The sequence below is a fragment of the Halodesulfovibrio marinisediminis DSM 17456 genome (assembly GCF_900129975.1).
Classification (GTDB): Bacteria; Desulfobacterota; Desulfovibrionia; order Desulfovibrionales; family Desulfovibrionaceae; genus Halodesulfovibrio; species Halodesulfovibrio marinisediminis.
Window position 1 is genome coordinate 355,048 of the sequence record NZ_FSRG01000005.1, and the last position, 26,217, is coordinate 381,264.

At 46.1% G+C, this 26,217-nt stretch carries 20 protein-coding genes and 5 tRNA genes; 1 reads left to right on the forward strand and 24 read right to left on the reverse strand.

Annotated features, from left to right (window positions below):
* Positions 1-7: 7 nt before the first annotated feature.
* Both BUR09_RS09555 and BUR09_RS09560 read right to left on the reverse strand, forming a co-directional pair.
* Positions 8-511 (reverse strand): type II secretion system protein M, encoded by a 504-nt coding sequence (locus BUR09_RS09555; RefSeq protein ID WP_074216716.1) that lies wholly within the window; start codon positions 509-511, stop codon positions 8-10.
* Positions 501-2,072 carry a type IV pilus biogenesis protein PilM gene (locus BUR09_RS09560; protein WP_074216717.1) on the reverse strand — a complete coding sequence of 524 codons (1,572 nt, stop codon included), beginning with the start codon at positions 2,070-2,072 and terminating at the stop codon, positions 501-503. The genes BUR09_RS09555 and BUR09_RS09560 overlap by 11 nt, the downstream gene beginning before the upstream one ends.
* A gap of 1,088 nt (positions 2,073-3,160) precedes the next feature.
* Between BUR09_RS09560 and BUR09_RS09565 the strand changes: the two genes are divergently transcribed.
* A complete protein-coding gene (locus BUR09_RS09565) occupies positions 3,161-4,306 on the forward strand; it encodes an amino acid permease (protein ID WP_074216718.1) in 1,146 nt (381 codons plus the stop codon).
* Between the two features lie 110 nt (positions 4,307-4,416).
* Here BUR09_RS09565 and BUR09_RS09570 read toward each other — a convergent pair whose 3' ends face one another.
* From BUR09_RS09570 to BUR09_RS09675, 22 genes are all read right to left on the reverse strand, one after another.
* Positions 4,417-5,481 carry an amphi-Trp domain-containing protein gene (locus BUR09_RS09570; protein ID WP_074216719.1) on the reverse strand — a complete coding sequence of 355 codons (1,065 nt, stop codon included), beginning with the start codon at positions 5,479-5,481 and terminating at the stop codon, positions 4,417-4,419.
* A gap of 24 nt (positions 5,482-5,505) precedes the next feature.
* A complete protein-coding gene (locus BUR09_RS09575; protein WP_074216720.1) occupies positions 5,506-6,699 on the reverse strand; it encodes a GAK system CofD-like protein in 1,194 nt (397 codons plus the stop codon).
* 215 nt (positions 6,700-6,914) lie between these two features.
* Complete coding sequence (locus BUR09_RS09580) at positions 6,915-7,445, reverse strand: GAK system XXXCH domain-containing protein (RefSeq protein WP_074216721.1); 531 nt, start codon at positions 7,443-7,445, stop codon at positions 6,915-6,917.
* Positions 7,446-7,586: 141 nt separating this feature from the next.
* Complete coding sequence (rpoC, locus tag BUR09_RS09585; protein ID WP_074216722.1) at positions 7,587-11,744, reverse strand: DNA-directed RNA polymerase subunit beta'; 4,158 nt, start codon at positions 11,742-11,744, stop codon at positions 7,587-7,589.
* A gap of 100 nt (positions 11,745-11,844) precedes the next feature.
* A complete protein-coding gene (rpoB, locus tag BUR09_RS09590; RefSeq protein WP_074216723.1) occupies positions 11,845-15,948 on the reverse strand; it encodes a DNA-directed RNA polymerase subunit beta in 4,104 nt (1,367 codons plus the stop codon).
* Positions 15,949-16,423: 475 nt separating this feature from the next.
* Complete coding sequence (gene rplL / locus BUR09_RS09595; RefSeq protein WP_074216724.1) at positions 16,424-16,804, reverse strand: 50S ribosomal protein L7/L12; 381 nt, start codon at positions 16,802-16,804, stop codon at positions 16,424-16,426.
* Positions 16,805-16,860: 56 nt separating this feature from the next.
* Positions 16,861-17,382, reverse strand: coding sequence for a 50S ribosomal protein L10 (gene rplJ, locus BUR09_RS09600; RefSeq protein WP_074216725.1), 522 nt, complete (start codon positions 17,380-17,382; stop codon positions 16,861-16,863).
* A gap of 166 nt (positions 17,383-17,548) precedes the next feature.
* A complete protein-coding gene (gene rplA / locus BUR09_RS09605; RefSeq protein ID WP_074216726.1) occupies positions 17,549-18,256 on the reverse strand; it encodes a 50S ribosomal protein L1 in 708 nt (235 codons plus the stop codon).
* A 107-nt stretch (positions 18,257-18,363) separates the two neighbouring features.
* Entirely contained in the window at positions 18,364-18,786 is a 423-nt protein-coding gene (gene rplK / locus BUR09_RS09610) for a 50S ribosomal protein L11 (protein WP_074216727.1), read from the reverse strand.
* A gap of 60 nt (positions 18,787-18,846) precedes the next feature.
* Entirely contained in the window at positions 18,847-19,401 is a 555-nt protein-coding gene (nusG, locus tag BUR09_RS09615; RefSeq protein WP_074216728.1) for a transcription termination/antitermination protein NusG, read from the reverse strand.
* A 12-nt stretch (positions 19,402-19,413) separates the two neighbouring features.
* A complete protein-coding gene (gene secE, locus BUR09_RS09620) occupies positions 19,414-19,650 on the reverse strand; it encodes a preprotein translocase subunit SecE (RefSeq protein WP_074216729.1) in 237 nt (78 codons plus the stop codon).
* A 31-nt stretch (positions 19,651-19,681) separates the two neighbouring features.
* Positions 19,682-19,758: transfer RNA gene (locus tag BUR09_RS09625), tRNA-Trp, on the reverse strand.
* 19 nt (positions 19,759-19,777) lie between these two features.
* Positions 19,778-19,927 (reverse strand): 50S ribosomal protein L33, encoded by a 150-nt coding sequence (gene rpmG / locus BUR09_RS09630; protein WP_074216730.1) that lies wholly within the window; start codon positions 19,925-19,927, stop codon positions 19,778-19,780.
* Between the two features lie 3 nt (positions 19,928-19,930).
* Positions 19,931-21,124 (reverse strand): elongation factor Tu, encoded by a 1,194-nt coding sequence (gene tuf / locus BUR09_RS09635; RefSeq protein WP_074216731.1) that lies wholly within the window; start codon positions 21,122-21,124, stop codon positions 19,931-19,933.
* A 51-nt stretch (positions 21,125-21,175) separates the two neighbouring features.
* Positions 21,176-21,251: transfer RNA gene (locus BUR09_RS09640), tRNA-Thr, on the reverse strand.
* 40 nt (positions 21,252-21,291) lie between these two features.
* Positions 21,292-21,367 (reverse strand) — tRNA-Gly (locus tag BUR09_RS09645).
* 55 nt (positions 21,368-21,422) lie between these two features.
* Positions 21,423-21,508, reverse strand: a tRNA-Tyr gene (locus tag BUR09_RS09650).
* A 5-nt stretch (positions 21,509-21,513) separates the two neighbouring features.
* Positions 21,514-21,589, reverse strand: a tRNA-Thr gene (locus tag BUR09_RS09655).
* Between the two features lie 495 nt (positions 21,590-22,084).
* A complete protein-coding gene (lpxC, locus tag BUR09_RS09660; protein WP_074216732.1) occupies positions 22,085-22,999 on the reverse strand; it encodes a UDP-3-O-acyl-N-acetylglucosamine deacetylase in 915 nt (304 codons plus the stop codon).
* A 144-nt stretch (positions 23,000-23,143) separates the two neighbouring features.
* Complete coding sequence (gene prmC, locus BUR09_RS09665; RefSeq protein ID WP_084539422.1) at positions 23,144-24,022, reverse strand: peptide chain release factor N(5)-glutamine methyltransferase; 879 nt, start codon at positions 24,020-24,022, stop codon at positions 23,144-23,146.
* Positions 24,023-24,036: 14 nt separating this feature from the next.
* On the reverse strand, positions 24,037-25,107 hold the full coding sequence (gene prfA, locus BUR09_RS09670) for a peptide chain release factor 1 (protein WP_074216733.1): 1,071 nt from the start codon (positions 25,105-25,107) through the stop codon (positions 24,037-24,039).
* On the reverse strand, positions 25,107-26,117 hold the full coding sequence (locus BUR09_RS09675; protein ID WP_074216734.1) for a DUF1385 domain-containing protein: 1,011 nt from the start codon (positions 26,115-26,117) through the stop codon (positions 25,107-25,109). Before BUR09_RS09675 ends, prfA begins: the two co-directional genes overlap by 1 nt.
* Positions 26,118-26,217 lie beyond the last annotated feature (100 nt).

Below are 26,217 nucleotides of genomic sequence, written 5' to 3' on the forward strand. Positions count from 1 at the left end.
GAATGCATTACAACCTGTCTGGCGTTGCCATGCAGAGTGAAACGTCCACATTGAGAAGTGCACCCTGAGTTCGTTGGATTTCAAGATTTAGAACCGTGATGCCTTGCATTTTTTTTTCTACAGAATACAGAAAATGTAGAAGATCCAGTTGGTACAGATTTTCAAAACGAATCTGAATTTTTTCTTCGACGAGTTCGTTTTCCAACTTCTTCTGTTGTGGGCGCACCGACACAATTAGACTGTTGATCTTTTGTTTTCGTGAAATTTCTTCAACAATGGCAAACAAGGTGCCTTGATGAGCGGCTCCCCCTGAAGAAAGCGCTTTGCGGCTTGTTTGAAGTTGCGTGTATTCCTGAGCAAGTTCCGTAACCTTTCCTAACATCTTGTATGTGCGGGTGGTACGTTTTTGCATGTCATCTCTGTAATCAAGTGTTGGTAGCGCAATAAATCTCAGTACGCTGAGAAGCACTGTGCCATAGATGAGAAGGGTGATTGCTCGTCTATTTCCCATGTGGCTGTTGCCTCATGGTATTGAGTGCAAAGCGTACCCTTTCTTTATTCTGGAGAGTTGCACCACGTATTTCGATATTTTTCAGCATAGGGCTGCGGGAAAGATCGGCACGAACTTGCTCCAGCGTATTCAGGCTGTCTGTGGTTCCACGCAGGTTGATTCCTTTGGTGTTAATGGCGATGGCATCAAGGGTTACATCAAATTGGTTGGAGATGTTCTTGTGCAACTCGTTGAGGATATCGATTGTGTCAGCCTGCGTTGTCTTATTTAGTGATGTTTCACCTTTTAGTTGTAGTAAGCGACCTTGCAGGATGCTTATGTACTGAATGGTGCTGAAGTTACCATGCACGTTAGGAAGGGCGGAATGAAATGTCTTTTCCAGGCTGCGTGTAACTGCTTTTGCTTCTTTTTCTTTTTGCCATCCCTCAGCCCAAAGGGAGCATGACCATGTAAGAAGCAGGATGATAGCAATAGAGGTGACGTACTTCGCGACGGTAAGAACAGGATCAGACTGTCGACGGAAGGAGAATTCATCCTTGCGAAAGTTCATGCCCTGCTTCTTCAGACTCAGCGTGTTTTTTGCTGATTGCATGAGTCCGCTCGCCTGCAAACAATCGCCCCAGCCAGTCGCATCATTAAATTGCTGCATGATCGGATTGATGCAGCTCTTGCGCAGGGAGGTTACAGGATATGGTAGTATGTCGGATAAAAATTCATCAATGCCGGGAATTGCTGTGGTTTCACCGGACAACAGGATCGTTTCACAGGAGGTGTTGCTGCTGTTGATGCCTAGCAGGATAGTCTTTGCAAGTTGGTTCAGGCTTTCGCATAATGTGTTTTTATTTAAACTTTTTTTAGAAAATGTAACGGGATGGGAAACTATTTTATTGAAGAGTATTCGTCGCGTGACATAATTTTTTGTCAGGGAAATAGATTGCATAACATGGCGCTTAACATCTTGAAGTTCGTGCGGAGTTTGTGAGAGCGTAACAACTTGTCCTTCATGGATGAAGATAAAAAGGCAGCGTGTCGCATCGATGTCGAGTAGCAGGGTGCGAGTTGCGTTGTTTATATTAGAAAGGGCGTTCACTAGAGCAAAGGCATCAATGTCAATGCGTTCAGGATCAATCCCCCGGGCTTGAAGTTCTGTCAGAAATGTATTCAAGAATTGCTTAGGGACACTTGCAGAAACGACGTTACGGCTGTTGGCTGTTTTGGGTGCCAGATGTATGTCGGTAATAATGTCTTTTTGAGAAAGTGGAATTTCCTGTTCTATTTCGAAGGTAAGTGCCTGTTTGATTTTAGATTTTGCAGTAAACGGGAATTTCCAGTTACGGAGCATGGTGAAGCGTGAGTTGAGCGCAACATAGTATGTTTGGGAGAAAAGATTGTTATGTTCAACAGCATCTGTAATCTCAGCCGCTAACGATTGTGTAGAAAAAGGTGCTGCTGGCTTGAAAAAGATGTAGTTGGAGAGAATGGCAGTGTTTAACTTTACGGTGAATTGGTAAAGTCCTACTTGGCTTTCTGAGCAGGTGATACAAAGAAATTTATTGCGCATGTCGTATTCTAATAAAGAGTATGTAAAAGATCGTGACCTTATGTTAAAAATATAAGAAAGCCAATAGGTAGAAATTAAATATATTATTTTAAAATCAAGAATACAATTTTACAAACACTGCTTTTAAAAAGTGATGTTGTGCTGAGTGCAACAGGGAGATAGGTTGTTTGAGGATCATCTAGGTGTAATGCCGCGTCCCAAAATGTTTCTTCTAATCGCTACTGCAATGAAAATTTATTCATACGACTAATAATGTATAAGAGTGATCTGAGGGCGAGAGGAATGTTAGTAATGCGTTAAGGTGGAACTGTTAAAAAAACAATAATTCTCCGGAGCTATGCACCTCAACGTGTTTATGATGTTAGGCAGTGGTTGGTAACTAGGTGCTCCATTGGACGTACAGGACTTTCTTATATTTTTTGCAAAGCAGGTTCGTATTGTTACGTAATGATGAATTGTCTTGAGTAGGCAAGGTTTGTGAGCTTGTAAAAGAGAAATATGTGAATAGAAGGCTAGTGTTATGTAACTAGCAAAAGTTGATTAGGTAAAAAAGGCCAGCAGTACAGTGTGGGTGCTGCTGGTCTTTCTTTTGGTATTTATAGCCCGTTGGGAATGGTTGCTAATTGGGGGTATGACAGAATCTACTTTTCAGCTTGGCTGATGAGTAGATTTTTTCATGCCCAAAAATGAATAAAAAAAGAAATGTAAATTCAAAATGTTGAATAATGGTCTCATTCTTTATTGTATGTACTGTAAAAATGGGCTTTAAACTGTAACAATTTGTTTTTTAATTTAAAATTGATGTTATACTTCCTATAACATGAGGCTTTGTGACAATAATGTCAACTTCAATTATGGCGAAATGCACTTGATTTACACAATTAGGCTGTGTAGGAGTTTTCTTCGTGAGGGAAACGTACTGCTGTAATAGTGCTTTTTCTTGTACAAAAATGTCAAAAAATGCACGTTGCATATGGAATGGGTATGTAACGTGATAAAGTAAAAGAACTACAGTGCAAAATTAAAGTATATCGCCTTTTGTTTATAGGTGGTTGGGGTGTGATGTTGCACTGTGCAAAAGGAGAGGTATGCGTTCTAAGAATTTAGGTGCCGTCAGCATTGTTGCCGGCACATCTATCGGAGCGGGGATGCTCGGACTTCCAATGGCAATCGGGAGTCTGGGATTTGTAACAGGCACGTTGGTTCTGCTGTTCATGTGGCTTATTGCGATTTATGTTGCGCTGCTTTTGCTCGAAATAAACCTTGAGTTTGGTAAGGGCGTTAACTTAAACCACATGACCAAGAAAATTCTTGGTCGTCCAGGTCAGGTATTAGGGACAGGCAGTGTGTTCTTCTTGTTCTACTGCTTGCTTGTAGCTTACCTCACTGGCATGGGTGGTATTATTGCTAACGCCAGTGGCTTAGATGCACGTATGGGGACATTAATCTTTGCAGGTATTAGTGCAGTATTGCTTTTTTCCGGTACGGATTCAGTTGTTACTGCGAACAAATATTTGTTTATGGGAATGCTTGTAGCAATGGTTGTCAGCTTTGCTACCCTTGGCGGTCAGCTGAATATTGAGAACCTTGTACAGGGGCAGCCAAAGGCTAAAGTGCTTATCATGTCTTTGCCAGTGCTCTTTACTTCTTTCGGTTACCATCCATGTATTCCAAGTATTGTGAACTACATTGGTGATGATAAAAAGACACTTGTCCGTATTTTGACCGTAGGTAGTACCATTCCTTTCATTTGTTACTTTGCGTGGTTGACCCTTGCATTAGGTAGCGCATCCCCAGATCAGCTTGCTAGCATGGCAAATGTGGATGTTTTGATTAATCAGATGAGTGGCGGCTCCACATGGGTTTCCACTATTCTGTCCCTGTTTGCTTCCCTTGCTCTTGTGACTTCTTTTATCGGCGTAGCATTTGCCCTGTTTGACCTTGTGGCAGAAACATTCCGTCGTAAGGATGATAAAGTAAGCCGTGCTGGAACAACCGCAATGGTATTCCTTCCCCCGCTTATTGCTTCATTGCTTGCACCGAATGGCTTCATTGCAGCTCTTGCACACGCGGGTGCAGCATTTACGATTATCGCCATCTTTATTCCATGCGTTATGGCTTGGAAAATGCGCGATGCAGGACAGAATTTGGCTTTCCGTGCATTTGGTGGCAAGCCTGCGATTGTGCTCAGTTTCCTTTGCGGAATTGTGATTGTAACTGCTAGTTACCTTTAGAATTCAGCTAGATGTTGGCTGGTATGCTGGTATAGTTACGTAATCGAAAAGCTCCCTTTATTATATAAAGGGAGCTTTTTTTATGTTACTTATTACTCTAAGCAGTTTTTTTATTTTTCTTTCCTTGCCTCACGCTGCAGCTCTTTTAAGAAAGCTGAATGGCTTTTGCGGTGATAGTTTTCGCCTTTGCCATGAGGTTTATGATGTGTCTGGACTCCATGGAACATCCTGTGTGATGCAAAGTGCTGTGGGTGCTTGTGATCAAAGAATGCGCTTCGTCTGCCATGTCTTATTTTGTAACCAGCACCCTGTATGGAACTAGGAAAACGTCTTGCTGGCATTCCGGTTGGCGCTGGTTCTTCTCTTTCAGGCGGTCCGGCTTCTTCGTATCGTTTCTCTTCAGGCTTCTTCATTTCCATTCCATAGTTGTGCTCAGCGCAGCATCCAGGATGTGGGGTATGTTCTATTCCTTCGCAACATCCCTTATAGCCATGTACGTAGCGACCATAGCCTAAAGGCGTGTGCGTTGGTTGTCTGTAGTATTCACCTGTATCGTATTGATGCCCATGAGTTTCGTGCTTATGCCAATGATGCTCAGGAAGATCTATTCCATAATTATGCTCGGCGCAGCAGCCTCTGTGAGGCACGTGTGCCCGGTCTTCACAGCAGCCGCGAGGTTGCAGTAATTCATGATGTCCTTCGGCATGTTCATGCGTGTGGCAGAGCTTATGTTCGTCTTTTCCATGGCAATGGTAATGGGAATGGAATCCATGCTCGTCATGTTCGTGGGGATGTTCAGCGTATGGGTCAGCATCGTGCCAGAAGAAGTCATCATCATGGTGCTCGGGACCATGCATGTGGGCATGCCTGATGACGTCGCCTACAGGGCCTGTTCTGCGCTCTCTGGGGGCATGGTAAGCAGCATGGGGATGAAATTCCTCTTTGGTTACGTCTGGAGTATCCCAACTTAGTGAGATCACTAGGTGTTGTTTGTCATGCTTTGTTCGGGCTTCGATGTTTATATCAATTTCGGTATTCGGATGCAGGAGAAGTTTTTTGTTTCCTTCTTCAATAATCACCGTACCGCTGCGAAGCCCGTCTAAAAAGCATTCAACATGTGATACAGCGAGAGGGCAGGGCATTTTCCCTGAGATGTAGATCTTATTCTTTTCCATGTGTCTCTCCTCATGCCGTCAGGGCTAGCAAAGAGATAAGAGAATCCGGTTCAGCACTGCGGCATCAATATATGGTGAGCTTTGTTTTGTTATCAGATCGCAGGATACCACACGAATGCCCTCGCGCGACAGCATATCATTGTTAAGCGAGCCATTATACTGTGTTGAATCAGAATCAACGACTATCAAATTGAGGACGTCGTTGGTGGTGATTGTATTCGGTGAGTCTTTTTTTAAATGGAAAAGAAGGGTATCGACCTGTTCGGAAAGGGTATGCCCAACAAGTTCAGCATCTGTTCCTGTATTTGGGATAAAAACTTTCGGGCATTTAGTCTGGGCAATAGTTGCCCCTACGCCTTTCGGCAGTAGATTGGCTATCACGCTGGAGTAGAAACTCCCCATCGGGTAGCAGATGAGTTCAGCTTCATTAATAAGTGTACGAGCCTGATTGGAAATAGAAATAGAAACCGGAGAAGCGTCGTGCAGTGATTTTGCAAGCCAGATTTGGTCAATCTTGGTTGTAACTGGTTCACATTCCTTTCCGGTTATACGATGCTGACCAACAATGGTTCTGCCGTCTATCAACGAAACCGCAATTTGTGCCGTCGCATTTGCAATAGGCCGGACTAGCCCGCGCACTTCTGCGAGTTTTGAATACAGGTAAATAACAGGGGAGAGACGTCTGTCATGGTTAAGGTATTCTGCTGCAAGAACTAGATTTCCAAGGCTTGCACCACGAAGGTCGAACGAGCCTGAAATATGCCCCTGTATCGAAAGCATGCTTGCCTGAATGAAAGTACGCATTGGTTGAGGGATGGCTTTAATCAGCGGATGAGTTCCTTCGCAGATATGGGAAAGTTCTTCGCGGAGTTCTTTTTGCGAAGCGTCCCTGTTTAACCTATAGGCAAAAAATGCAAAAATTTCAGGGTTACCGTGGATAGAGTCGTCTGTAAGAGACATAAGTCGATTACGGATATCTCCCACAGCAGGCATAGAGAATTCATCGCGTAAGGTTGCAGAGCTGCCTCCGGAATCAAACGGGGTGATCAGGTGTACAGAGTTGTGCGTATATTTGATAATGTCACGTGCTACTCCCTGTAATGCTGTTCCGCCACTAAAAAAAAGAATACGCGGCCCACTATGCGGTGCAGTGCGGTAGCGCTCGAGTTTAAGATAGTCTGGGATAGATACTGTACGGGAAAGTTCAATATATTGCATTACTGGTTATACGGACGCTGGTTCTGTACGCAGTGTGGTTAAAGGTTCTTGAGGTGTGCAAAGACGTTATTGTCCGACAGACGTATTGTTAGTCTTGCTGAGTGACGTTTATAGTTTGAACAACTGCATCTGTATAGCTTTTGTTGTTACTGAGATATAGTTGCTTATTTTTATGTATGCGCGTGAAGACTGAAGAGTGAGCTTACTTCTTGGTATTATTTATAGTTATGATGGCATTCTGTTTTCATATGGTTCAAAGCATCAACTGTTTCATGAAACTTTTGTAGGTCATTATTGAGCCATGCCTCTTCAAGTTTGTCAGTGAGGGCAGCATAGTCGGTATAGAGCAACTCCCCTTTGTCAGGGTATTGGATCATCAAACGTGAGTCTGCAATAAAATCTTTCACAGCCTCTTCAGGCGGGGCTGTGTTTTGATGCAGGGCCTTAAAGATAACTTTAAAGCTGGTTGCCATACGTTTTTTTAAACGTTTGAATGGCGGCAGTCCCTCCGGTCTTTTCTCTACACAATCACACTCTTCGCACAATTCACATTCGTCAATAATGGTACTTACCTTAAGTTTTACTGCCAGCTGGCCATACTCATCTTTTATTGAAAGGCGGATTTTTTTTGCTTTTGTACAGTCAGGAATGCCTTCTACAGGTGCAGATTCACATGCATCTGCAAGCTTACGTAAAAAAGTAGGTAAGTCGTCACGAGAGAGAGTTTGTGTATATTTTTTTGCCATGAGTTTTCCTCTAGATTGAAGTACACGTGGTTATTTATAGAAAACCATGACCTGTGGTTAGAGTCAAATTACAAAAGAAATTATAAGTGAAAAAAGCCCCCGTATCGGAAGATGCGGGGGCTTTGAATGCGGATAAGCAAATTACATGCTTGCTGGGTATACAGGCTCGTCGAGTTCGTCGAGGAACTTGTCGGCGCGTTCTTCTTGTTCTGGTACTTCGATGTTTGCGGAAACGAAGTCGCGGTAACCGGAACCAGCCGGAATGAGGCGACCCACAATAACGTTCTCCTTGAGACCACGCAGTCTGTCGCGTTTGCCGCGCAGGGAAGCTTCGGTAAGAACTTTAGTGGTTTCCTGGAAGGACGCCGCAGAGATAAAGGAAGAGGTTGTGAGGGAAGCCTGAGTAATACCAAGAACCAGTGGTTCAGCATTCGCAGGTTTACGTCCTTCAGCAACCGCTTTTCTGTTTTCATCGCGGAATTCCTGCTTGTCGACCTGTTCACCAACGAGGAAGCTGGTTTCGCCCGGATCAAGCACGGATACCTTCTTAAGCATCTGGCGGACGATAATCTCAATGTGCTTATCGTCAATACCTACGCCCTGGAAGCGGTAAACTTCCTGAATCTCTTCACACAAGTAGTTAGCGAGGAATTTCTCGCCTTTAATGCGAAGGATGTCGTGAAGTTCTGGCTGACCTTCAGTAAGCTGTTCACCTGCTTCAACGAAGTCACCTTCGGTAACGGTGATGTGCTTACCTTTTGGTACGAGGTATTCTTTAGGCTCGCCAACCTCTGGAGTAACCATAAGCTTACGCTTACCTTTGGTTTCACCTGCGTAGGATACGATACCGTCGATTTCAGTAACAACAGCAAGGTCTTTAGGCTTACGTACTTCGAAGAGTTCCGCAACTCGTGGAAGACCACCTACGATATCCTTGGTTTTGGATGTTTCACGCGGCTTACGAGCGATAACATCACCCGCTTCAAGCTGCTGACCATCTTGAACCATGATAATCGCGCCAACAGGGAGCTGGTATACTGCAGGGATGGAAGAATCACCGCGGAACTTAGGCTCGCCTTCTTCGTCACAAATGGAGATGGAAGGTTTCAAGTTGGTTGTACGGTACTCGATAATGGTACGTGTTGCCATTTGAGTAGCAAGGTCAGTTGTTTCCTGGAAGGTTTTGCCATCGATAATATCGGTGAACTTAACAGCACCAGGAACTTCGGAAACGAATGGTTCGTTGAATGGATCCCATTCAGCGATTACCTGACCTTTAGTTACTTCCTGACCATCGGTAACGTTCAAACGGGAACCGTTAGGCAGGATGTATTTTTCGCGCTCACGACCCTGTTCATCAACGATGGAAACCTGACCGGATTTACCAATAACGAGGTGGTAACCTTCTTTGTTGGTAACAGCTTTAACACGGGAGGTCACAACACGACCGGAGTGCTGAGCTTCGATGCTGGATTTCTCAATCTGGGTAGATGCTGTACCACCGATGTGGAAGGTACGCATTGTAAGCTGAGTACCAGGCTCACCAATGGACTGTGCAGCAATAATACCAACAGTCTCACCGCAGTTTACGAGACGACCGCGAGCAAGGTCACGACCGTAACACAGTGCACAGATACCGTGTTCGGAAGAACAGGTCAGTGCAGAGCGGATGGTGATGGAGTTAATGCCATGATCGTCGAGAAGCTGTGCGCGTGTTTCGTCGATGAGGCCATTTGCCGGAATGATTTCTTCTTTAGTAACCGGATCAAGTACCGGGTAAAGAACCACACGGCCGATTGCACGTTCTGAGAGACGCATTTTGATCTCACCACCGGTGATGAGGTGGGAAAGTTCAAGACCGTCAACAGTGCCACAATCGTGTTCGCCAATGATAACGTCCTGAACAACGTCAACAAGACGACGGGTAAGGTAACCGGAGTTCGCGGTTTTAAGCGCGGTATCCGCAAGACCTTTACGAGCACCGTGAGTGGAGGTGAAGTACTGAAGCACGGAAAGACCTTCACGGAAAGATGAAGTAATTGGTGTTTCAATAATTTCACCGGACGGTTTCGCCATCAGACCACGCATACCTGCGAGCTGACGCATCTGGTCCTGGTTACCTCGAGCACCGGAGTTAGACATCATGAAGATGGAGTTAAAGGAGAGGTTAGCCTCTTCTTTACCGGTCTTCTCGTCTTTGATGATATCACGGGAGATGTGTTTCATCATTTCGTTGGACACGTCCTGAGTGGTCTTAGTCCAAACGTCAACGATTTTGTTGTATTTCTCGGTGCGGGTAATAATACCTTCTCGGTACTGGCGTTCAATTTCGTCAACTTCTGCCTGAGAGTTTTCCAGAATGCCTTTTTTGCTGTCTGGAATCTCAAGGTCTTTAACCGCAATGGTAACACCAGCACGGGTACCGAATTCGTAACCAAGGTTTTTGAGTCGGTCACAAAGAAGTACAGAAGCTTTAATGCCGCATTCGCGGTACGCGGAGCTTACGAGTTTACCAATGTTTTTCTTGGTCATAACTTCGTTAGCACGGTCAAAGCTCATGCCTTCTGGCAGAATTTGAGAAACGATTACGCGACCAGGGGTTGTATCAACTACGCGCCCGTCATCAAGACGAACCTTGATGCGTGCGTGCAAGGATACCTGACCGTGATCGTATGCAGAAATAACTTCCCAGCGGCCGCAGAATTCCATGCCTTCGCCTTTCTCGAAAGAACGTTCAACGGTCATGTAGTAAAGACCAAGAACGATATCCTGAGAAGGAACGATAACAGGTGAACCGTTAGCCGGAGAAAGAATGTTGTTTGTAGACATCATGAGTACGCGTGCTTCAATCTGTGCTTCAACAGAAAGAGGTACGTGTACAGCCATCTGGTCACCGTCAAAGTCCGCGTTGTACGCAGAACATACGAGAGGGTGCAGGCGGATAGCTTTACCTTCAACGAGGGTCGGCTCAAATGCCTGAATACCGAGACGGTGAAGAGTCGGCGCACGGTTAAGCAGAATTGGGTATTCGCGAACAACCTCTTCGAGGATATCCCAAACGACCAGTTCTTCACGTTCAACCATCTTCTTCGCGCTCTTAATGGTAGAGGCGAGGTTTCTTTCTTCGAGCTTGGAGTAGATGAACGGCTTAAAGAGCTCAAGAGCCATCTTCTTAGGAAGACCACACTGATGCAGTTTAAGGTTTGGACCTACAACAATTACGGAACGACCGGAGTAGTCAACACGCTTACCGAGAAGGTTCTGACGGAAACGACCCTGTTTACCCTTAATCATGTCGGACAAGGATTTGAGAGGGCGACCGTTAGTACCGGTAATTGCGCGACCACGACGACCGTTGTCGAAGAGTGCGTCAACAGATTCCTGAAGCATACGTTTTTCGTTACGGATGATGATCTCAGGAGCACCGAGTTCCATCAAACGCTTCAGGCGGTTGTTACGGTTAATAACACGACGGTAGAGGTCGTTGAGGTCGGAAGTAGCGAAACGTCCGCCATCCAGAGGAACGAGAGGACGAAGTTCTGGTGGAATTACCGGAACAACTTCCATGATCATCCATTCTGGACGGTTATTAGACTCAAGGAATGCCTCAACAATCTTCAGTCGTTTTGTAAGCTTTTTCTTTTTGGTCTGAGAACGGGTAGTCTGAGACTCTTCACGTAACTCATGACGCAGAGTCTCAAGATTGAGCTCTTCGATGAGACCGCGAATAGCTTCTGCACCCATGCCAACTACGATAGCATCTTCGCCGTAGTGGTCGATTACCTGGAAGTAGTGGTCTTCGGAGATAACCTGATTCTTGGCAAGGGAAGTCTGACCCGGATCAAGAACAACAAAAGAATCAAAGTACAATACTTTCTCAAGATCAGACATGGTCATGTCGAGCAGTGTACCGATCTTGGAAGGCAGAGTTTTCAGGAACCAGATATGTGCAACTGGTGCTGCAAGCTCAATGTGACCCATACGTTCACGACGAACTTTGGAAGCAATAACTTCAACGCCACACTTTTCGCAGACGATGCCGCGGTGTTTCATGCGCTTGTATTTTCCGCAGTTACACTCGTAATCTTTTACTGGGCCGAAGATTTTAGCACAGAAAAGACCGTCGCGTTCTGGTTTGAACGTACGGTAGTTGATTGTTTCTGGCTTTTTAACTTCACCAAAAGACCACTCACGAATTGCTTCCGGAGCTGCAATGGAGATCTGAATAGCCTTCAGGTTGTGAATATCTGCAGCCTGAGCTGTATTGCTTCGTGCAGAGAAAAGATCATCTAAAGTCATAGTTGTTACCCCACCCATAAAGGTTGTATGCGGGTTTTGGGAACTGTAACAGTATCCTAAAATCGGGTTTGCCTTGGTCTGCAAGACAAACCCGTTCTATTTAATCATTCAGGAAGGTGCGTGGACCTTTTTGTTCCTCTTCCTGATGCAGGGTGACATCCAAACCAAGGGACATCAATTCCTTAATAAGTACGTTGAAGGATTCAGGCATACCCGCTTCAAGGAAGTTGTCGCCTTTTACGATCTTCTCGTACATTTTTACACGACCGGTAACGTCGTCAGACTTAACGGTCAGGAATTCCTGCAACATGTAAGCTGCACCATGTGCTTCCAGTGCCCAAACTTCCATTTCACCGAGACGCTGACCACCGAACTGAGCTTTACCGCCCAGTGGCTGCTGCGTAACGAGTGAGTAAGGACCAGTTGAACGGGCGTGGATTTTTTCATCAACCAAGTGGTGCAGTTTCAGGATGTACATAACACCTGTAGTTACACGGTTCTGGAACTGGTCACCGGTACGGCCGTCGAACAGTACGTTCTTACCGTCATCAGGCATGCCGGCATCGGCGATCCATGACCAGATTTCTTCTTCGCGTGCACCATCAAATACCGGAGTCTTAGTTACGATACCGGTGCTGAGTCGACGAACGGCTTTGGTGAATTCTTCATCATCCATTTCGTCAACCATGCGGTTGATTGTATCACACTTGTATACTTCCTTAACGCGGGTACGAACGTCTTTAAGATGTTCGCCGGTTTCAAGAAGTGCTGCAAGCTGTTCACCAAGTTTGAGTGCGCCCCAACCTAAGTGAGTTTCCATGATCTGACCGATGTTCATACGAGACGGTACGCCCAATGGGTTAAGTACGATGTCTACGGTAGAACCGTCTGCGAAGAACGGCATGTCTTCGATTGGCAGAATCTGGGAAACAACACCTTTGTTACCGTGACGGCCAGCCATTTTGTCACCTACGCTGAGCTTACGCTTAACGGCGATGTAGCATTTAACCATCTTGAGCACGCCTGGAGGCAAGTCATCGCCTTCAGACACTTTTTCACGCTTGGTGTCGTAGATATCCTTAATGAACGCTACCTGCTTATCATATTCTTCAATGATATGCTCGATGGCATCGTTCACGTCATTAGACTTAAACAGGCCGGAAAGCTTCTTAACTGGTACTTCGTTAAGAACTTCAGCTGTTGCTACGTGACCTGCTTCAGCAAGAACTTCGCCTTTGCGTTTACCCTGAATGTTGTACGCAAGCTGCTTGCCTTCAGCTTCTTCCATAACTTTTGCCATGGTAGACATGTTGAGTGCAGCAATGTGGCTCTGTTCTTTACGATCAAGCTTAGCAAGTTCGTAATCTTCAATATTTTTAGTGCGTTCGTCTTTCTCACCGGAGCGACGGTTGAACACTTTAACGTCAATTACAGTGCCTTCGATTCCAGGAGGAACTTTGAGGGAGGTGTTCTTAACGTCACGTGCTTTATCACCGAAGATCGCACGCAGGAGTTTCTCTTCAGGGGAGAGCTGTGTTTCGCCCTTAGGAGTAATTTTACCTACGAGGATGTCGTCAGGAGATACGTTTGCACCGATGCGAATAATGCCGCTTCCGTCAAGGTTGCGGAGCATTTCTTCGCTTACGTTCGGAATATCGCGGGTAATCTCTTCAGGTCCAAGCTTGGTGTCACGAGCAACAACTTCAAACTCTTCAATGTGTACAGAAGTGAATACGTCTTCTTTTACCGTACGTTCGGAGATGAGGATGGAGTCCTCGAAGTTGTAACCACACCAAGGCATAAACGCTACAACGAGGTTTTTACCCAGAGCAAGTTCGCCGTCTTCAATACCAGGGCCGTCAGCGAGAATAGTACCGCGAACAACCTGCTGGTTAGGGTAGCAAGTAGGCTTCTGACCAAAGCATGAGCTCTGGTTGGACTTGTGGTGCTTCTGCAAGTCGTAGCTGCGAACGCCACCGGACTCTGGGTAGAGACCGTTAGTGTAAGATACAACGATGCGGTCAGCATCAGCAAAGCGAACAAAACCTTCGCCTTCAGCGATGATACATGCTCCGGAGTCCTGTGCAACAGGGCCTTCCATGCCGGTACCAACGATTGGTTTGTTACAGCGGAGCAGTGGAACTGCCTGACGCTGCATGTTGGAACCCATAAGCGCGCGGTTCGCGTCATCGTGCTCGAGGAACGGAATCAGCGCAGCAGAGATGGAAACCATCTGGCTTGGAGAGATGTCCATAAGAGTTACATCTTCACGTGGAGACATGAGAACGTCGCCGAGGTAACGGGTAGTAATAAATTCTCTTACGAAGTTACCGTCAGCATCGAGCTCTGCGTTTGCCTGTGCAACAACCTGTCCCTGTTCAGTGGTAGCATCCATGTAGATGACTTCATCAGTAACGCGGCTATTCTCAACAACGCGGTACGGTGTTTCAATGAAACCGAAATCGTTCACTTTGGAGTATGTGGTCAGGGACACAATCAGACCAATGTTTGGACCCTCTGGAGTCTCAATTGGGCAGATACGGCCGTAGTGAGAAGTGTGTACGTCTCGAACTTCAAAGCCTGCGCGTTCACGGGTAAGACCACCAGGACCAAGAGCAGACAGACGACGCTTGTGAGTTACCTCAGACAAAGCGTTTGTCTGGTCCATGAACTGGGAAAGCTGAGAAGTACCGAAGAACTCTTTGAGTACTGCAGCAACCGGTTTAGGGTTGATGAGGTCGTGTGGCATAAGGGTTGCCACTTCCTGCAGGCTCATGCGTTCTTTGATAGCACGTTCCATACGTACAAGACCGATGCGGTACTGGTTTTCTACCAGTTCACCTACCGGACGTACGCGACGGTTACCGAGGTGGTCGATATCGTCAGCTGGGCCGTGAGAGTCTTTCAGTTTACACAGGATCTTGATTGCTGTGAAAATATCGTTGTCTGACAGCGTGCGCATGTCGTTCGTACGATCGAGATCAAGGCGCTGGTTCATTTTGTAACGACCTACTGGAGATAAGTCGTAGTAGTCTCCGCTGCGGAAAAGGTTTTCGAAGAATGTATTCGCAATTTCCGGAGTAGGAGGTGAACTTGGACGCAGACGACGGTAGATCTCAACACGTGCGGATTCGGAATCTTCTGTTTTATCGAGCAGAAGGGTATCGCGCATGGAAGAAGATACATCAGAACCACGGGTGTGAAGCACAGGTAGACGTTTAACACCTGCTTCACGAATGCGTTCTACGAGATCTTCAGTAAGCTCGTCTGCTGCATCAGCGAGAACTTCACCTGTGTTTTCATCAACAAGGTCTTCAGCAAGGAACAGGCCGTGAAGGGTGTCTGGAGCAACTTCGATTGCTTCGACACCGGCTTCGAGAAGCTGACGCCAAGTACGTTTAGTAATTGGTTTGCCCTGCTTCGCGAATACTTTTTCACCATCGCCAAGATCCACGTACGCAACTTCTTTGCGGTACATGTCCTTCTGCACTTCCCACATGACTTTTCCATCTTCAAAACGGAAGTACTCTTTCTCGTAGAAGCAATCGAGGATCTCGGAACGAGACATGCCCATTGCTTTAAAGAGAATAGTGGCAGGCATTTTGCGACGACGGTCAATACGCACGTACAAAATATCTTTATGGTCAAAGTCGAAATCGAGCCAAGAGCCGCGCATCGGGATGATACGGCAGCTGTAAAGTACTTTGCGGCTGGAGTGAGTTTTACCTGAATCATGTTCAAAGATGATACCAGGGGAACGTTGCAGCTGGTTAACGATTACACGTTCTGTACCGTTAACAATAAAAGTACCTTTCTCGGTCATCAAAGGCAGGGTACCAAAATAGATGTCCTGCTCTTTAATGTCGCGGATGGTGCGGTTTTCGGTCTCTTCATCTACATCATACACAACAAGACGCACGGTGATGCGAATTGGTGCTTCGTAGGTAAGACCTTTTGCAATGCATTCAGCCTGATCGTATTTAGGTTCGCTAACGTCGTAGCGAACGTACTCAAGGCTTGCAGTGCGGTTAAAATCTTCAATAGGGAAGACAGAACGGAATACACCTTCAAGACCTTCGTCAGGCAGTCGGTCAGTACGTCCTTCCTGCAAAAACTTCTTGTAGGAATCAACCTGCAAGTTGAGAAGATGCGGGATAGGAAGCGTTACTTCGATTTTACCAAATTTTTTATAAAGTTGGCCCATATTTACACCTCAAAAGAGACGGTTTGCCAAAGATGATGCCACTGCGGCTAAGAAGCATCGGAAAATGGCGCGTTTGCTTAACCTAAGTCGGCGGATTATCTCCGAAACGGATACATAAGCATGCGAAAAACGGTGCCCGATGGACTGAGGTGTCCGAAAAGATTGGGCAAACGGTAGGTGCTGCTTGAAGCATGCAAATTCAGCAGCAGAAAGCAGAACATGTCCGCACGGTCATGCTCTGTATTAAGTGAAAAAATTCGGAATGGTAAACGTTCGGAAATGGTCAGCAACGTGTCGCCCAATTGTTAATTAGCGTTACGTAACAAAGACAAGTCGACCAAATGCGTAATCTAGTCTACTGCCAGATTTAATGCAAGCTTTTTTTTGATCTACCCCTGTACATCAGAGCTAATAAAACGCGGACGAGAAAAAATCCTCGCCCGCGCCTGAATTCGCTTCAGCAGTAAAAGTAGAATTACTTAACTTCTACTTCTGCGCCTGCTTCTTCGAGAGCTTTCTTAGCAGCTTCAGCATCTTCTTTAGATACAGCTTCTTTGAGAGCTTTAGGAGCGCCGTCTACAGCTTCTTTAGCTTCTTTGAGGCCAAGACCGGTGAGAGCGCGAACTGCTTTAATAACAGCAATTTTGTTGCCGCCAGCAGCTTTGAGGATAACATCAAACTCAGTTTTTTCTTCAGCTGCTGCGCCACCATCTGCTGCTGGAGCTGCTGCTACTGCTGCTACTGGAGCTGCTGCGGAAACGCCGAAGGTTTCTTCGAGTTCTTTGATGAATTCAGAAAGTTCGAGTACGGTCATGTTAGAGATAAATTCTACAACCTGTTCTTTGGTCACGGACATGGTAGTCTCCTTAAATATTATTGGCTTAATTGTTTTTTAGTTAATACACGTTCTGCTTATGCAGCTTCTTTCTGATCTTTGATAGCGTTCAAAGCGTAGAGGAAGTTGCGCAGGATGTTGGCGAAAAGGCCAACGAAGTTTGTTGGAACGGCGTTCATTGTGCCAAGTGCCATGCCAAGCAGCTGCTGCTTGCCAGGGAGCTTTGCAAGGTCGCCAAGCTGAGCTTCGGTGAGAAGCTTGCCTTCGAGAGAAGCATGCTTAACAGCGAAGTTTTTGCTCTTCTTAGCGAATTCAACTACAGCCTTAGCAACTGCAACGGGATCTTCGAAACCAAGGGCAATCGCGGTGTTCTCTTTGAAAGTATCAGCGAGAACCTCATGAGTGCCACCGGTGACTGCGATGCGTGCGAGAGTGTTCTTTACAACGTGGTATTCACCAGAAGCGTTGCGAAGATCATTTCTAAGCACGGTCATCTCTTCCACCGGCAAGCCCTTGAAGTCAGTCACAACCGCAATAGATGCACCTTCAGCTTTTTCTTTCAGGCGTTCAATAATGACGGCTTTTTCAGACCTGTTCACGTTCAGTCTCCTTAGACTAAGGGGGATTTGCCAATGGAAAACTAAGCCAAATTGTCTCGGTAGGGCTTAAATGCCTACTGTCTTCGACTCAGAATTCCAGTCCTCTGCCAAAAAGCAGGAGCGAAACGAGAAGCTTCGCTCCTACTAAATATCATTTACCGAAGAACTAGCCTTCGATGAACTTGCGAATGAGAGTAGGGTCTACTTTGTAGCCAGGACCCATGGTACTGGAGAGGGACATAGCCTTCATGTAAGTACCTTTAGCGGATGATGGCTTAAGACGGTTCACGTTCTCAAGGACGGTTTTGAGGTTGTCCATGAGCTTTTCAGCGCCGAAGGAAACCTTACCGATTGGAGCGTGAAGAACACCAGCTTTGTCTACTTTAAATTCAACACGGCCAGCTTTCATTTCTTTAACTGCGTTTGCTACGTCAAAAGTAACAGTACCAGTTTTTGCGTTAGGCATGAGACCACGAGGGCCGAGTACGCGACCGATCTGACCTACGAGAGCCATAACGTCTGGAGTTGCAACAGCTTTGTCAAAGTCGAGCTTGCCTTCTTTAACGTCTGCTACGAGATCTTCTGCACCAACGATTTCAGCACCAGCTTCACGAGCTTCAGCCTGTTTTTCGCCTTTACAGAATACTGCTACGCGCACATCTTTACCAAGACCGTGTGGAAGGGAGCAAGCGCCACGAACCATCTGGTCAGAGTATTTTGGGTCAACGCCGAGGTTGATAGCAACGTCAACAGTTTCATCAAATTTTGCAAAAGCAGAATCAACTACTTTAGCCATCGCTTCTTCAACTGCAAAGCGTGCGTTGATCTCAAGACCTTCTGCAGCCTTGCGGTATTTTTTTCCATGCTTAGGCATAGTAATATCCTTATTTCTTCTGTGTTAATCTCCTGCCGTTCGATCTAAGATAAAAATAGCCGTGACTATAAACACGGCGAACGGCAGTCCAACTGATTTACAGATTGCTATTTAACATCAATGCCCATGGAACGAGCAGTACCTGCGATGATCTTCTTAGCTGCGTCCATGTCTGCAGCATTGAGGTCAGGCATCTTGAGAGTAGCAATTTCTTCGATCTGTGCATCGGTTACGGAACCAACTTTGTTACGGTTAGGTTCGCCGGAACCTTTAGCTACTTTAGCAGCTTTGATGAGGAGCACAGATGCAGGTGGAGTTTTAGTGATGAAAGTGAATGAACGATCCTGGTAAACAGTGATGATTACAGGAATGATCATGCCTTTCTGATCCATGGTCTTAGCGTTGAACGACTTACAGAACTCCATAATGTTCAAGCCGTGCTGACCAAGTGCAGGACCTACTGGTGGGGATGGGTTCGCAGAACCAGCAGGAATCTGAAGCTTAATTTTTGCAATTTCTTTTTTAGCCATACCACTATACCTCTATAGCAAACGCCACTTACGTGGCGATAGGTGCTTTATTGTGCTTGTTTATCCCTTATCTACCTGAACAAAGTCCAACTCGACAGGTGTTTGTCTGCCGAAGATAGATACGGATACTCTGAGCTTACCCTTGTCGTAGTTTACATCTTCCACGACGCCGTTGAAACCGCCGAACGGTCCGTCAATAACGCGTACTGAATCACCACGTTCAAAATTGAACTTAGGACGAGGCTGTTCTTGACGAGCTTCCATCATAGAGAGGATACGTGCTGCTTCTGAATCCCGCATCGGGGTAGGGCGGTTTTTGCCGCCAATAAAGCCAGTTACCCGCTGAATGTTGGAAATAAGATGCCAAGAGAGGTCAGTCATGATCATTTTGACCATAACGTAACCAGGGTAAAACTTACGAGTAGAGGTGCGTTTTTCACCTTTTACTAGTTCTACCACCTTCTCAGTAGGTACAACCACTTCCTCAATTTCACCTTGAGCTTCGCCAGTGCGGATCATCTGTTGGATGGTCTGCTCAACACGCTGCTCGAAACCAGAGTAGGTGTGGATAATGTACCAACGAGCTTTTCTTACGGGTGCTTGTTCCTCGGTCATAGGAATATCCGTTTAGGAAAGAATGTATTCTACGAGCTTTGTAAGACCTAAGTCTACAAAGCCAAGAAATAGAGACATAACAACAACAAGAGCCAGCACTGCAATGCTGGTTGTCACTGTCTCTTTTCGGGAGGGCCAGACTACTTTTTTAATTTCGACCTGGGACTCTTCGAAGAACTCTTTAAGCTGAGTTGCTTTGTTAGCTTCAGCAGCTTTCACTTCAGCTTTTTTTGAGTGCTTTTTTGCCATTGTCGCCTCGCCGTGTAAGAAGGAAGAAAAATGGCAGGGGTGGAGGGATTCGAACCCGCAACATCCGGTTTTGGAGACCGGCGCTCTAGCCGTTGGAGCTACACCCCTGCGTTTTTATAACAACTACTTACTTAGTTTCGCGATGCAGAGTGTGTTTCTTGTCCCAAGGACAGTACTTCTTCAACTCTACGCGAGCAGTAGTGTTTTTCTTGTTCTTTACGGTCGCGTAATTGCGTCGTTTGCACTCAGTGCAAGCGAGCTGGATATTAACGCGCATGAATTACTCCACGATTTCAGAAACAACACCTGCGCCTACGGTACGGCCACCTTCACGAATAGCGAAGCGGAGACCATTTTCCATAGCGATTGGGTTGATCAGTTCTACGTTGAATACAGCGTTATCGCCTGGCATTACCATTTCAACGCCTTCGTCAAGAGCGATTACACCGGTGATGTCAGTTGTACGGAAGTAGAACTGAGGACGGTAACCGGTGAAGAATGGAGTGTGACGTCCACCTTCGTCTTTAGAAAGAACGTATACTTCTGCTTTAAACTTGGTGTGAGGAGTGATGGAGCCTGGCTTACAAAGAACCTGACCACGTTCAACTTCGTCACGTTTAACACCGCGAAGGAGAAGACCAACGTTATCGCCAGCTTCACCGCGATCGAGAAGTTTACGGAACATTTCAACGCCGGTACAAGTAGTTTTCTGAGTCTCTTTGATACCAACGATTTCTACTTCTTCACCAACGGTGATTACACCACGCTCAACACGGCCAGTTACTACTGTACCACGACCGGAGATGGAGAATACGTCTTCCACTGGGAGAAGGAAAGGTTTGTCGATGTCACGCTCTGGCTCAGCAATGTAGTTGTCACAAGCGTCGAGGAGTTCGAGGATTGGAGCTGCAGCAGGATCGTCAGCAGAATCAGCTTCGAGAGCTTTAAGTGCAGAACCACGGATAACAGGAATGTCATCACCTGGGAAATCGTAAGAAGAAAGAAGTTCACGAACTTCCATTTCTACGAGCTCGAGGAGTTCTTCGTCGTCTACCATGTCGCATTTGTTCATGAATACAACGAGAGCTGGTACACCAACCTGACGAGCGAGCAGGATGTGCTCACGAGTCTGAGGCATAGGACCGTCAGTCGCTGCAACAACGAGGATACCACCGTCCATCTGAGCTGCACCGGTGATCATGTTTTTAATGTAGTCTGCGTGACCTGGGCAGTCAACGTGAGCGTAGTGACGTGCGTCAGTTTCGTACTCAACGTGTGCAGTTGCGATAGTAATACCGCGTTCTTTTTCTTCAGGAGCTTTATCGATTTCGTCGAAAGCTACTGCGGTACCGCCCATTTTGAGTGCTGCAACTTTAGTGATAGCTGCGGTAAGAGTGGTTTTACCGTGGTCAATGTGACCAACGGTGCCGATGTTAACATGCGGCTTACTGCGTTCAAATTTTTCTTTACCCATGAGTAAATCTCCCTGGCAATGAATTTTTCTCGGTTATCCGAAAATAATTAATGGAGCTCTCAAGCAGAATTGAACTGCTGACCTCATCCTTACCAAGGATGCGCTCTACCTACTGAGCTATGAGAGCTTCTCGTATTCAAAAAGCTATAGGGAGAACTCAGGCTAGTTGGAGCGGGAAACGAGACTCGAACTCGCAACCCTCAGCTTGGAAGGCTGATGCTCTACCAATTGAGCTATTCCCGCTTATAAGCGCCGTAGTTCTCCGACTTGAGTCTCCTACAGCCTGCTACTTAGCAACTGGTGGTGGGGGGAGGATTTGAACCTCCGAAGGCATACGCCGACAGATTTACAGTCTGTTCCCTTTGGCCACTCGGGAACCCCACCTGTTCTGGAGCTGGCGATGGGACTTGAACCCGCAACCTGCTGATTACAAATCAGCTGCTCTACCAATTGAGCTACGCCAGCAACGAGAAGAGTGTTTATATACCGCCCAAAGTTTTGGCAAGCAAAAAAACACTTTTTTTTATGTTTTTTTGTTCTTTTTTATAAAAGTCAAAAAAAACAAGCAGTTGAAAATATGCATAGACTGAGGATAATCTCTTGATTTCAGCCTGTTAGACAGTGGATGTCTATGTAACAAGTGTATACACTCTTTTATTTTACGGTATTTGTCCACTAAAAAAATGAAAACCTCTTGCTGAATGCTGCGGTGCTTACCGTCATATGTGGGTGCGGTCACACTATAGTAGAATATCTTCTGCTGGTGTTTTATATATTACCGCTTTTACGGTTGAATATAATTGGACAGATAAGTCGATTGTAATGCTGTTTTTCACTTTATTTCGTGATCGGTTCCTAAAGTTGTAGCGACCGTTTTGCTATGTGCATCATTATATAGAGGTGTAAAAAAAGGCCGCCCAAAGGGCGGCCGAATGTTTAAAAACGGAGGGTAGAGGTTTGTTATGCTACAGCTGGAGCTGCGGAAGCAGCAACTTCTGGTGCGGCTACTGCTGCTGGAGTTTCAGCGGTAACACTTTCAAGGTAGATGTCTGCATTCTCGTCGATGGTGCGCAGGAACTGGTTGTTCAGTGCGTGACCGGAGCAGTATACTTCAAAGTGGCCTTCGAGAGGAGCGCCCAGCATGGAAATGTCGCCGATGAAATCGAGGATTTTGTGACGAACAAATTCATCAGGGAAGCGTAAGCCGTCTTCATTTAGTACGCCGTAATCATCAAGAACGATAGCATTCTCAAGGGAGCCGCCAAGGGCAAGCTTTTTAGAACGAAGGTATTCGACTTCACGGAAGAAACCAAATGTACGGGCTTTTGCAATGTCAGTAGCGAATGTTTCAGGGGTAATTTCTACGGACATTGTCTGCACGCCGATGAGTGGATGTGCAAAGTCAATGGTGTAGTCGATGGAGAGACCCTTATGTGGCTTGGCGGTGATGCGTTTTCCATCGCGTTCGAAATTAATTTCTTTTTTGATGCGCTTAACAGTGCGTGGACGAGTCTGTTCACGCAGGCCGGCATCTTTAAGCAGGAAAATGAAAGATGCAGCGGAGCCGTCCATGATTGGCACTTCGCCGCCTTGAATTTCGATGCGGATGTTATCAATCTGCATACCATTAATAGCTGCAAGCAGATGTTCTACTGTTGCGGCAGATGTGTTGCCAACGCCAAGAACAGTTGCGAGCTGGGTAGCAGTTACAATCTGTGGAGTAGGTGTAACAACTTTTACACCGTCTTCGCCATGTATATGAAAAATGATGCCTGTGTCTTCAGCTGCAGGGTGAAGAGTAAGTTTTGCAACTTTACCACTGTGAACGCCTACACCAGAGCATCCGATAGATTTGTTAATTGTCTTTTGTAGCATAAATAATCCCTCCAGCCACTCATAAGCAAAGAGTGTGCCAGAGGGTTTCTTTGTTTTAATAAATTGAATTTAATGAATTTTCTATACAGAGAATACAGGGGCTAACTGTGTGTTTTTAGCACAATGTGACTTTTTAGCACCGTTTTATGCTTTATAACCACATACAAATCGGTCATGCCCTGAAAGATCTTTAATGATAGCTGAATCGCGCCATGCTGAAGCGTTTTTTTGAAATTCTTTCATTAAATCAGCACCTTGCCAGAATCCCATCTCCATGATGAAGAATCCTGATGGCTTAAGCCAATTTGAAGCAAGCTCTATAAGTCTTACCCCGTGTTCAAGTCCGCTGGTACCAGGGACTAGCGCGGAAGCGGGTTCAAATTGCTGAACTTCTGGGTCTAGCTTTATATATTCTGATTGACTGACATATGGCGGATTTGTGGCAATCAGGTCAAAAGTGTTGTTTTTGAACAACGGTGTGGTGAAATCGGCACGGATACATGTGACACGGTTGCCTACATTATGTGCCTTAAGGTTTCGTTTCGCTGTGTTAAGTGCCCCTTCTGAAAGGTCAACAGCTACACCGGATGCATTTGGAAGTTCTGCAGCAATAGTTGTAGCAATACAACCGCTGCCTGTGCCAAGATCTGCAAACAGGAATTCACCTTTATCAGCAAAACGTTCTACAACAGCTTCTATAAGATGTTCAGTTTCCGGTCGCGGAATAAGCGTGTGCGAATTGACATAGAATGGACGCCCGTAAAATTCTCGCTCCCCCATGATGTATGCGGCTGGTTCGCCAGTGCCACGTCGGAGAATGAGTGCCTCCATTTTATAGTAGGCTTCATTGGATACCTCACGGTCAGAGTTGATAAGAATATCAAGACGGGAGATTCCGAGAACTTTGCGTAATACCAGTTCAGCAGAGAGTCTTGGAGAATCAACAGCCTTCCCGGAAAGGTATTCCGAGAAGGCTGTGAGTGTCGTTTGAATAGTGAGCTTTGCGGGTTTTTGTACCGCCATAATGCCCTCGTGTCTTATGCGTCAGCCTGAGCTTTAAGCTTTTCAGTCTGGTCTGCAGTGATAAGAGCGTCGATCAGCTCGTTGATGTCGCCGTCCATGATGGCGTCAAGTTTGTATAAAGTCAGGTTGATGCGGTGGTCTGTACAACGACCCTGTCCGAAGTTGTAAGTACGGATACGGCCGGAACGGTCACCGGAGCCAACCAGAGATTTACGCTGCTCAGCAAGTTCGTCATGCTGTTGCTGCTGTACCTGCTGCAATAAGCGGGAAGAAAGGATCTTCAGTGCTTTGGCTTTGTTTTTGTGCTGGGACTTTTCGTCCTGACAGGAAACAACAAGGCCGGTCGGGATGTGTGTCACACGAATAGCGGAGTCAGTAGTGTTAACAGACTGACCGCCAGGGCCTGAAGCACGGAAAACATCGAAGCGAAGTTCTTCGTTTTTGATATCAACGTCAACTTCTTCTGCTTCAGGCATAATTGCGACGGTAGCAGCGGAGGTGTGAACGCGGCCCTGAGTTTCTGTAGCAGGAACACGCTGTACACGGTGGATCCCGGATTCAAATTTGAGACGGCTGTAAACTTTGTCGCCCTTTACGAGTGCAACAACTTCTTTCAGACCGCCAGTTCCGGTTTCACTGGAGCTGAGCAGTTCAATTTTCCAGCCGATACGTTCAGCGTAGCGGGAGTACATGCGGAAGAGGTCACCAGCAAAGAGAGCTGCTTCGTCACCGCCTGTACCAGCACGGATTTCCAGAATGGTGTTCTTTTCATCCATTGGATCTTTAGGAAGAAGAAGGATGGTGAGCTGGTCTTCCATTTCAGGAAGTTGACGCTCGAGTTCTTTTACTTCTTCTTTTGCCATTTCAGCAAGCTCCGGATCGCCATCATTCATAAGCTCTTTGTTTTCTTCAAGAGCTTCCTGCATGCTGCGGTATTTACGGAATGCATCAACAACTTCTTTAAGATCAGAATGAGCCTTGGTCAGCTTACGGTAACGCTCCTGGTCACCAAATACTTCAGGAGAGCTAAGCTGTTGTTCAAGGTCTTCGAATTTGCGCTCAAGATGTTCTAGCTTGGCTAACATTATTCTTTCTCCGCTACTGTATACTCAGGGGTATAAATATCGTCAGGAGCCTCGTCACCGAGGGCTTCCTTAAGTGCAACAATGGCAACCTCAAGCTGCTGTGAATCTGGTTCATGGGTAGTGAGCATTTGCAGCATCATACCTGGTGCGCTGAGGATCTTGCCTAAAAATGTGTCATTAATCTTTGCGCTGTATTTGATAAGTTCATATGCAAATGCGCTGATTGGCGCCATAAGCAACAGCTTAAAGAATATAATGAAACCGTGTTTTACTACTGCCGATTCTGGTGTCCATGCCATAAGCATTGCTGGAACTAAAATAGTATGCAGAATGATCGCTACAGACAGAACAAAGAGCATAAAAGTGGTACCGCAACGTGGGTGCAGTCTGCTGTGCAGAACCGCAGAGCCAGGGCTTACAGCTTTGCCGTCTTCATATGCCCAGATGGTCTTGTGCTCAGCGCCATGATATTGGAAAACACGCTTAATATCAGGGATAAATGAGATACTAATGATGTATCCCAAGAATATAGCAAATTTAAAGAAGCCGTCCCATACCTGAAACGAAAATCCGTTTACATCGCCACCAAGCCCTATGTAGTTCATTCCGATAGAGAATAGGTGAGGCAATACAACAAAAAGGAATAGTGCAATGCCTACGGAGCAGATGAGAGTAAGGGTAAGGTGCCAAGGCTTAAGTTCTTCTTCCTCTTCAGCGTCCACAGCCTGTGTTGCGGAAAAGTTAAGAGCTTTAATGCCGTTGACTAGCGTTTCAATAAGGATAGGAAAGCCGCGTACGAAAGGACGCTTAAAGAATTCAGCTTTGGAAAAAGTGAACCATGGACGTTGATCCACAACAATTGAACCATCTGCCTTGCGGACTGCAATAGCAAGTCGGTCCTGATTGCGCATCATTACGCCTTCCATAACTGCCTGACCACCGACATTGCATCGGGCTGCAGAAAGTATGGTTGATAAAATTTTGCGGAAATTTTTGCGGAGAGTAGTCATCTTTTCCTCGCAGTAGAGCTAAAGAATACTCCTCCCCAAAAAGAAAATCTTTAAGGGGAGGAAGATTCGCCGCCGGTCTGGCGACGGCCTCAAAAAATGC

Coding starts and splice junctions, on each gene's coding strand:
- BUR09_RS09555 (WP_074216716.1), bottom strand. CDS start 511: ATGGGAAATAGACGAGCAATCACCCTTCTCATCTATGGCACAGTGCTT.
- BUR09_RS09560 (WP_074216717.1), bottom strand. CDS start 2,072: ATGCGCAATAAATTTCTTTGTATCACCTGCTCAGAAAGCCAAGTAGGA.
- BUR09_RS09565 (WP_074216718.1), top strand. CDS start 3,161: ATGCGTTCTAAGAATTTAGGTGCCGTCAGCATTGTTGCCGGCACATCT.
- BUR09_RS09570 (WP_074216719.1), bottom strand. CDS start 5,481: ATGGAAAAGAATAAGATCTACATCTCAGGGAAAATGCCCTGCCCTCTC.
- BUR09_RS09575 (WP_074216720.1), bottom strand. CDS start 6,699: ATGCAATATATTGAACTTTCCCGTACAGTATCTATCCCAGACTATCTT.
- BUR09_RS09580 (WP_074216721.1), bottom strand. CDS start 7,445: ATGGCAAAAAAATATACACAAACTCTCTCTCGTGACGACTTACCTACT.
- rpoC (WP_074216722.1), bottom strand. CDS start 11,744: ATGACTTTAGATGATCTTTTCTCTGCACGAAGCAATACAGCTCAGGCT.
- rpoB (WP_074216723.1), bottom strand. CDS start 15,948: ATGGGCCAACTTTATAAAAAATTTGGTAAAATCGAAGTAACGCTTCCT.
- rplL (WP_074216724.1), bottom strand. CDS start 16,804: ATGTCCGTGACCAAAGAACAGGTTGTAGAATTTATCTCTAACATGACC.
- rplA (WP_074216726.1), bottom strand. CDS start 18,256: ATGCCTAAGCATGGAAAAAAATACCGCAAGGCTGCAGAAGGTCTTGAG.
- rplK (WP_074216727.1), bottom strand. CDS start 18,786: ATGGCTAAAAAAGAAATTGCAAAAATTAAGCTTCAGATTCCTGCTGGT.
- nusG (WP_074216728.1), bottom strand. CDS start 19,401: ATGACCGAGGAACAAGCACCCGTAAGAAAAGCTCGTTGGTACATTATC.
- secE (WP_074216729.1), bottom strand. CDS start 19,650: ATGGCAAAAAAGCACTCAAAAAAAGCTGAAGTGAAAGCTGCTGAAGCT.
- rpmG (WP_074216730.1), bottom strand. CDS start 19,927: ATGCGCGTTAATATCCAGCTCGCTTGCACTGAGTGCAAACGACGCAAT.
- tuf (WP_074216731.1), bottom strand. CDS start 21,124: ATGGGTAAAGAAAAATTTGAACGCAGTAAGCCGCATGTTAACATCGGC.
- lpxC (WP_074216732.1), bottom strand. CDS start 22,999: ATGCTACAAAAGACAATTAACAAATCTATCGGATGCTCTGGTGTAGGC.
- prmC (WP_084539422.1), bottom strand. CDS start 24,022: ATGGCGGTACAAAAACCCGCAAAGCTCACTATTCAAACGACACTCACA.
- prfA (WP_074216733.1), bottom strand. CDS start 25,107: ATGTTAGCCAAGCTAGAACATCTTGAGCGCAAATTCGAAGACCTTGAA.
- BUR09_RS09675 (WP_074216734.1), bottom strand. CDS start 26,117: ATGACTACTCTCCGCAAAAATTTCCGCAAAATTTTATCAACCATACTT.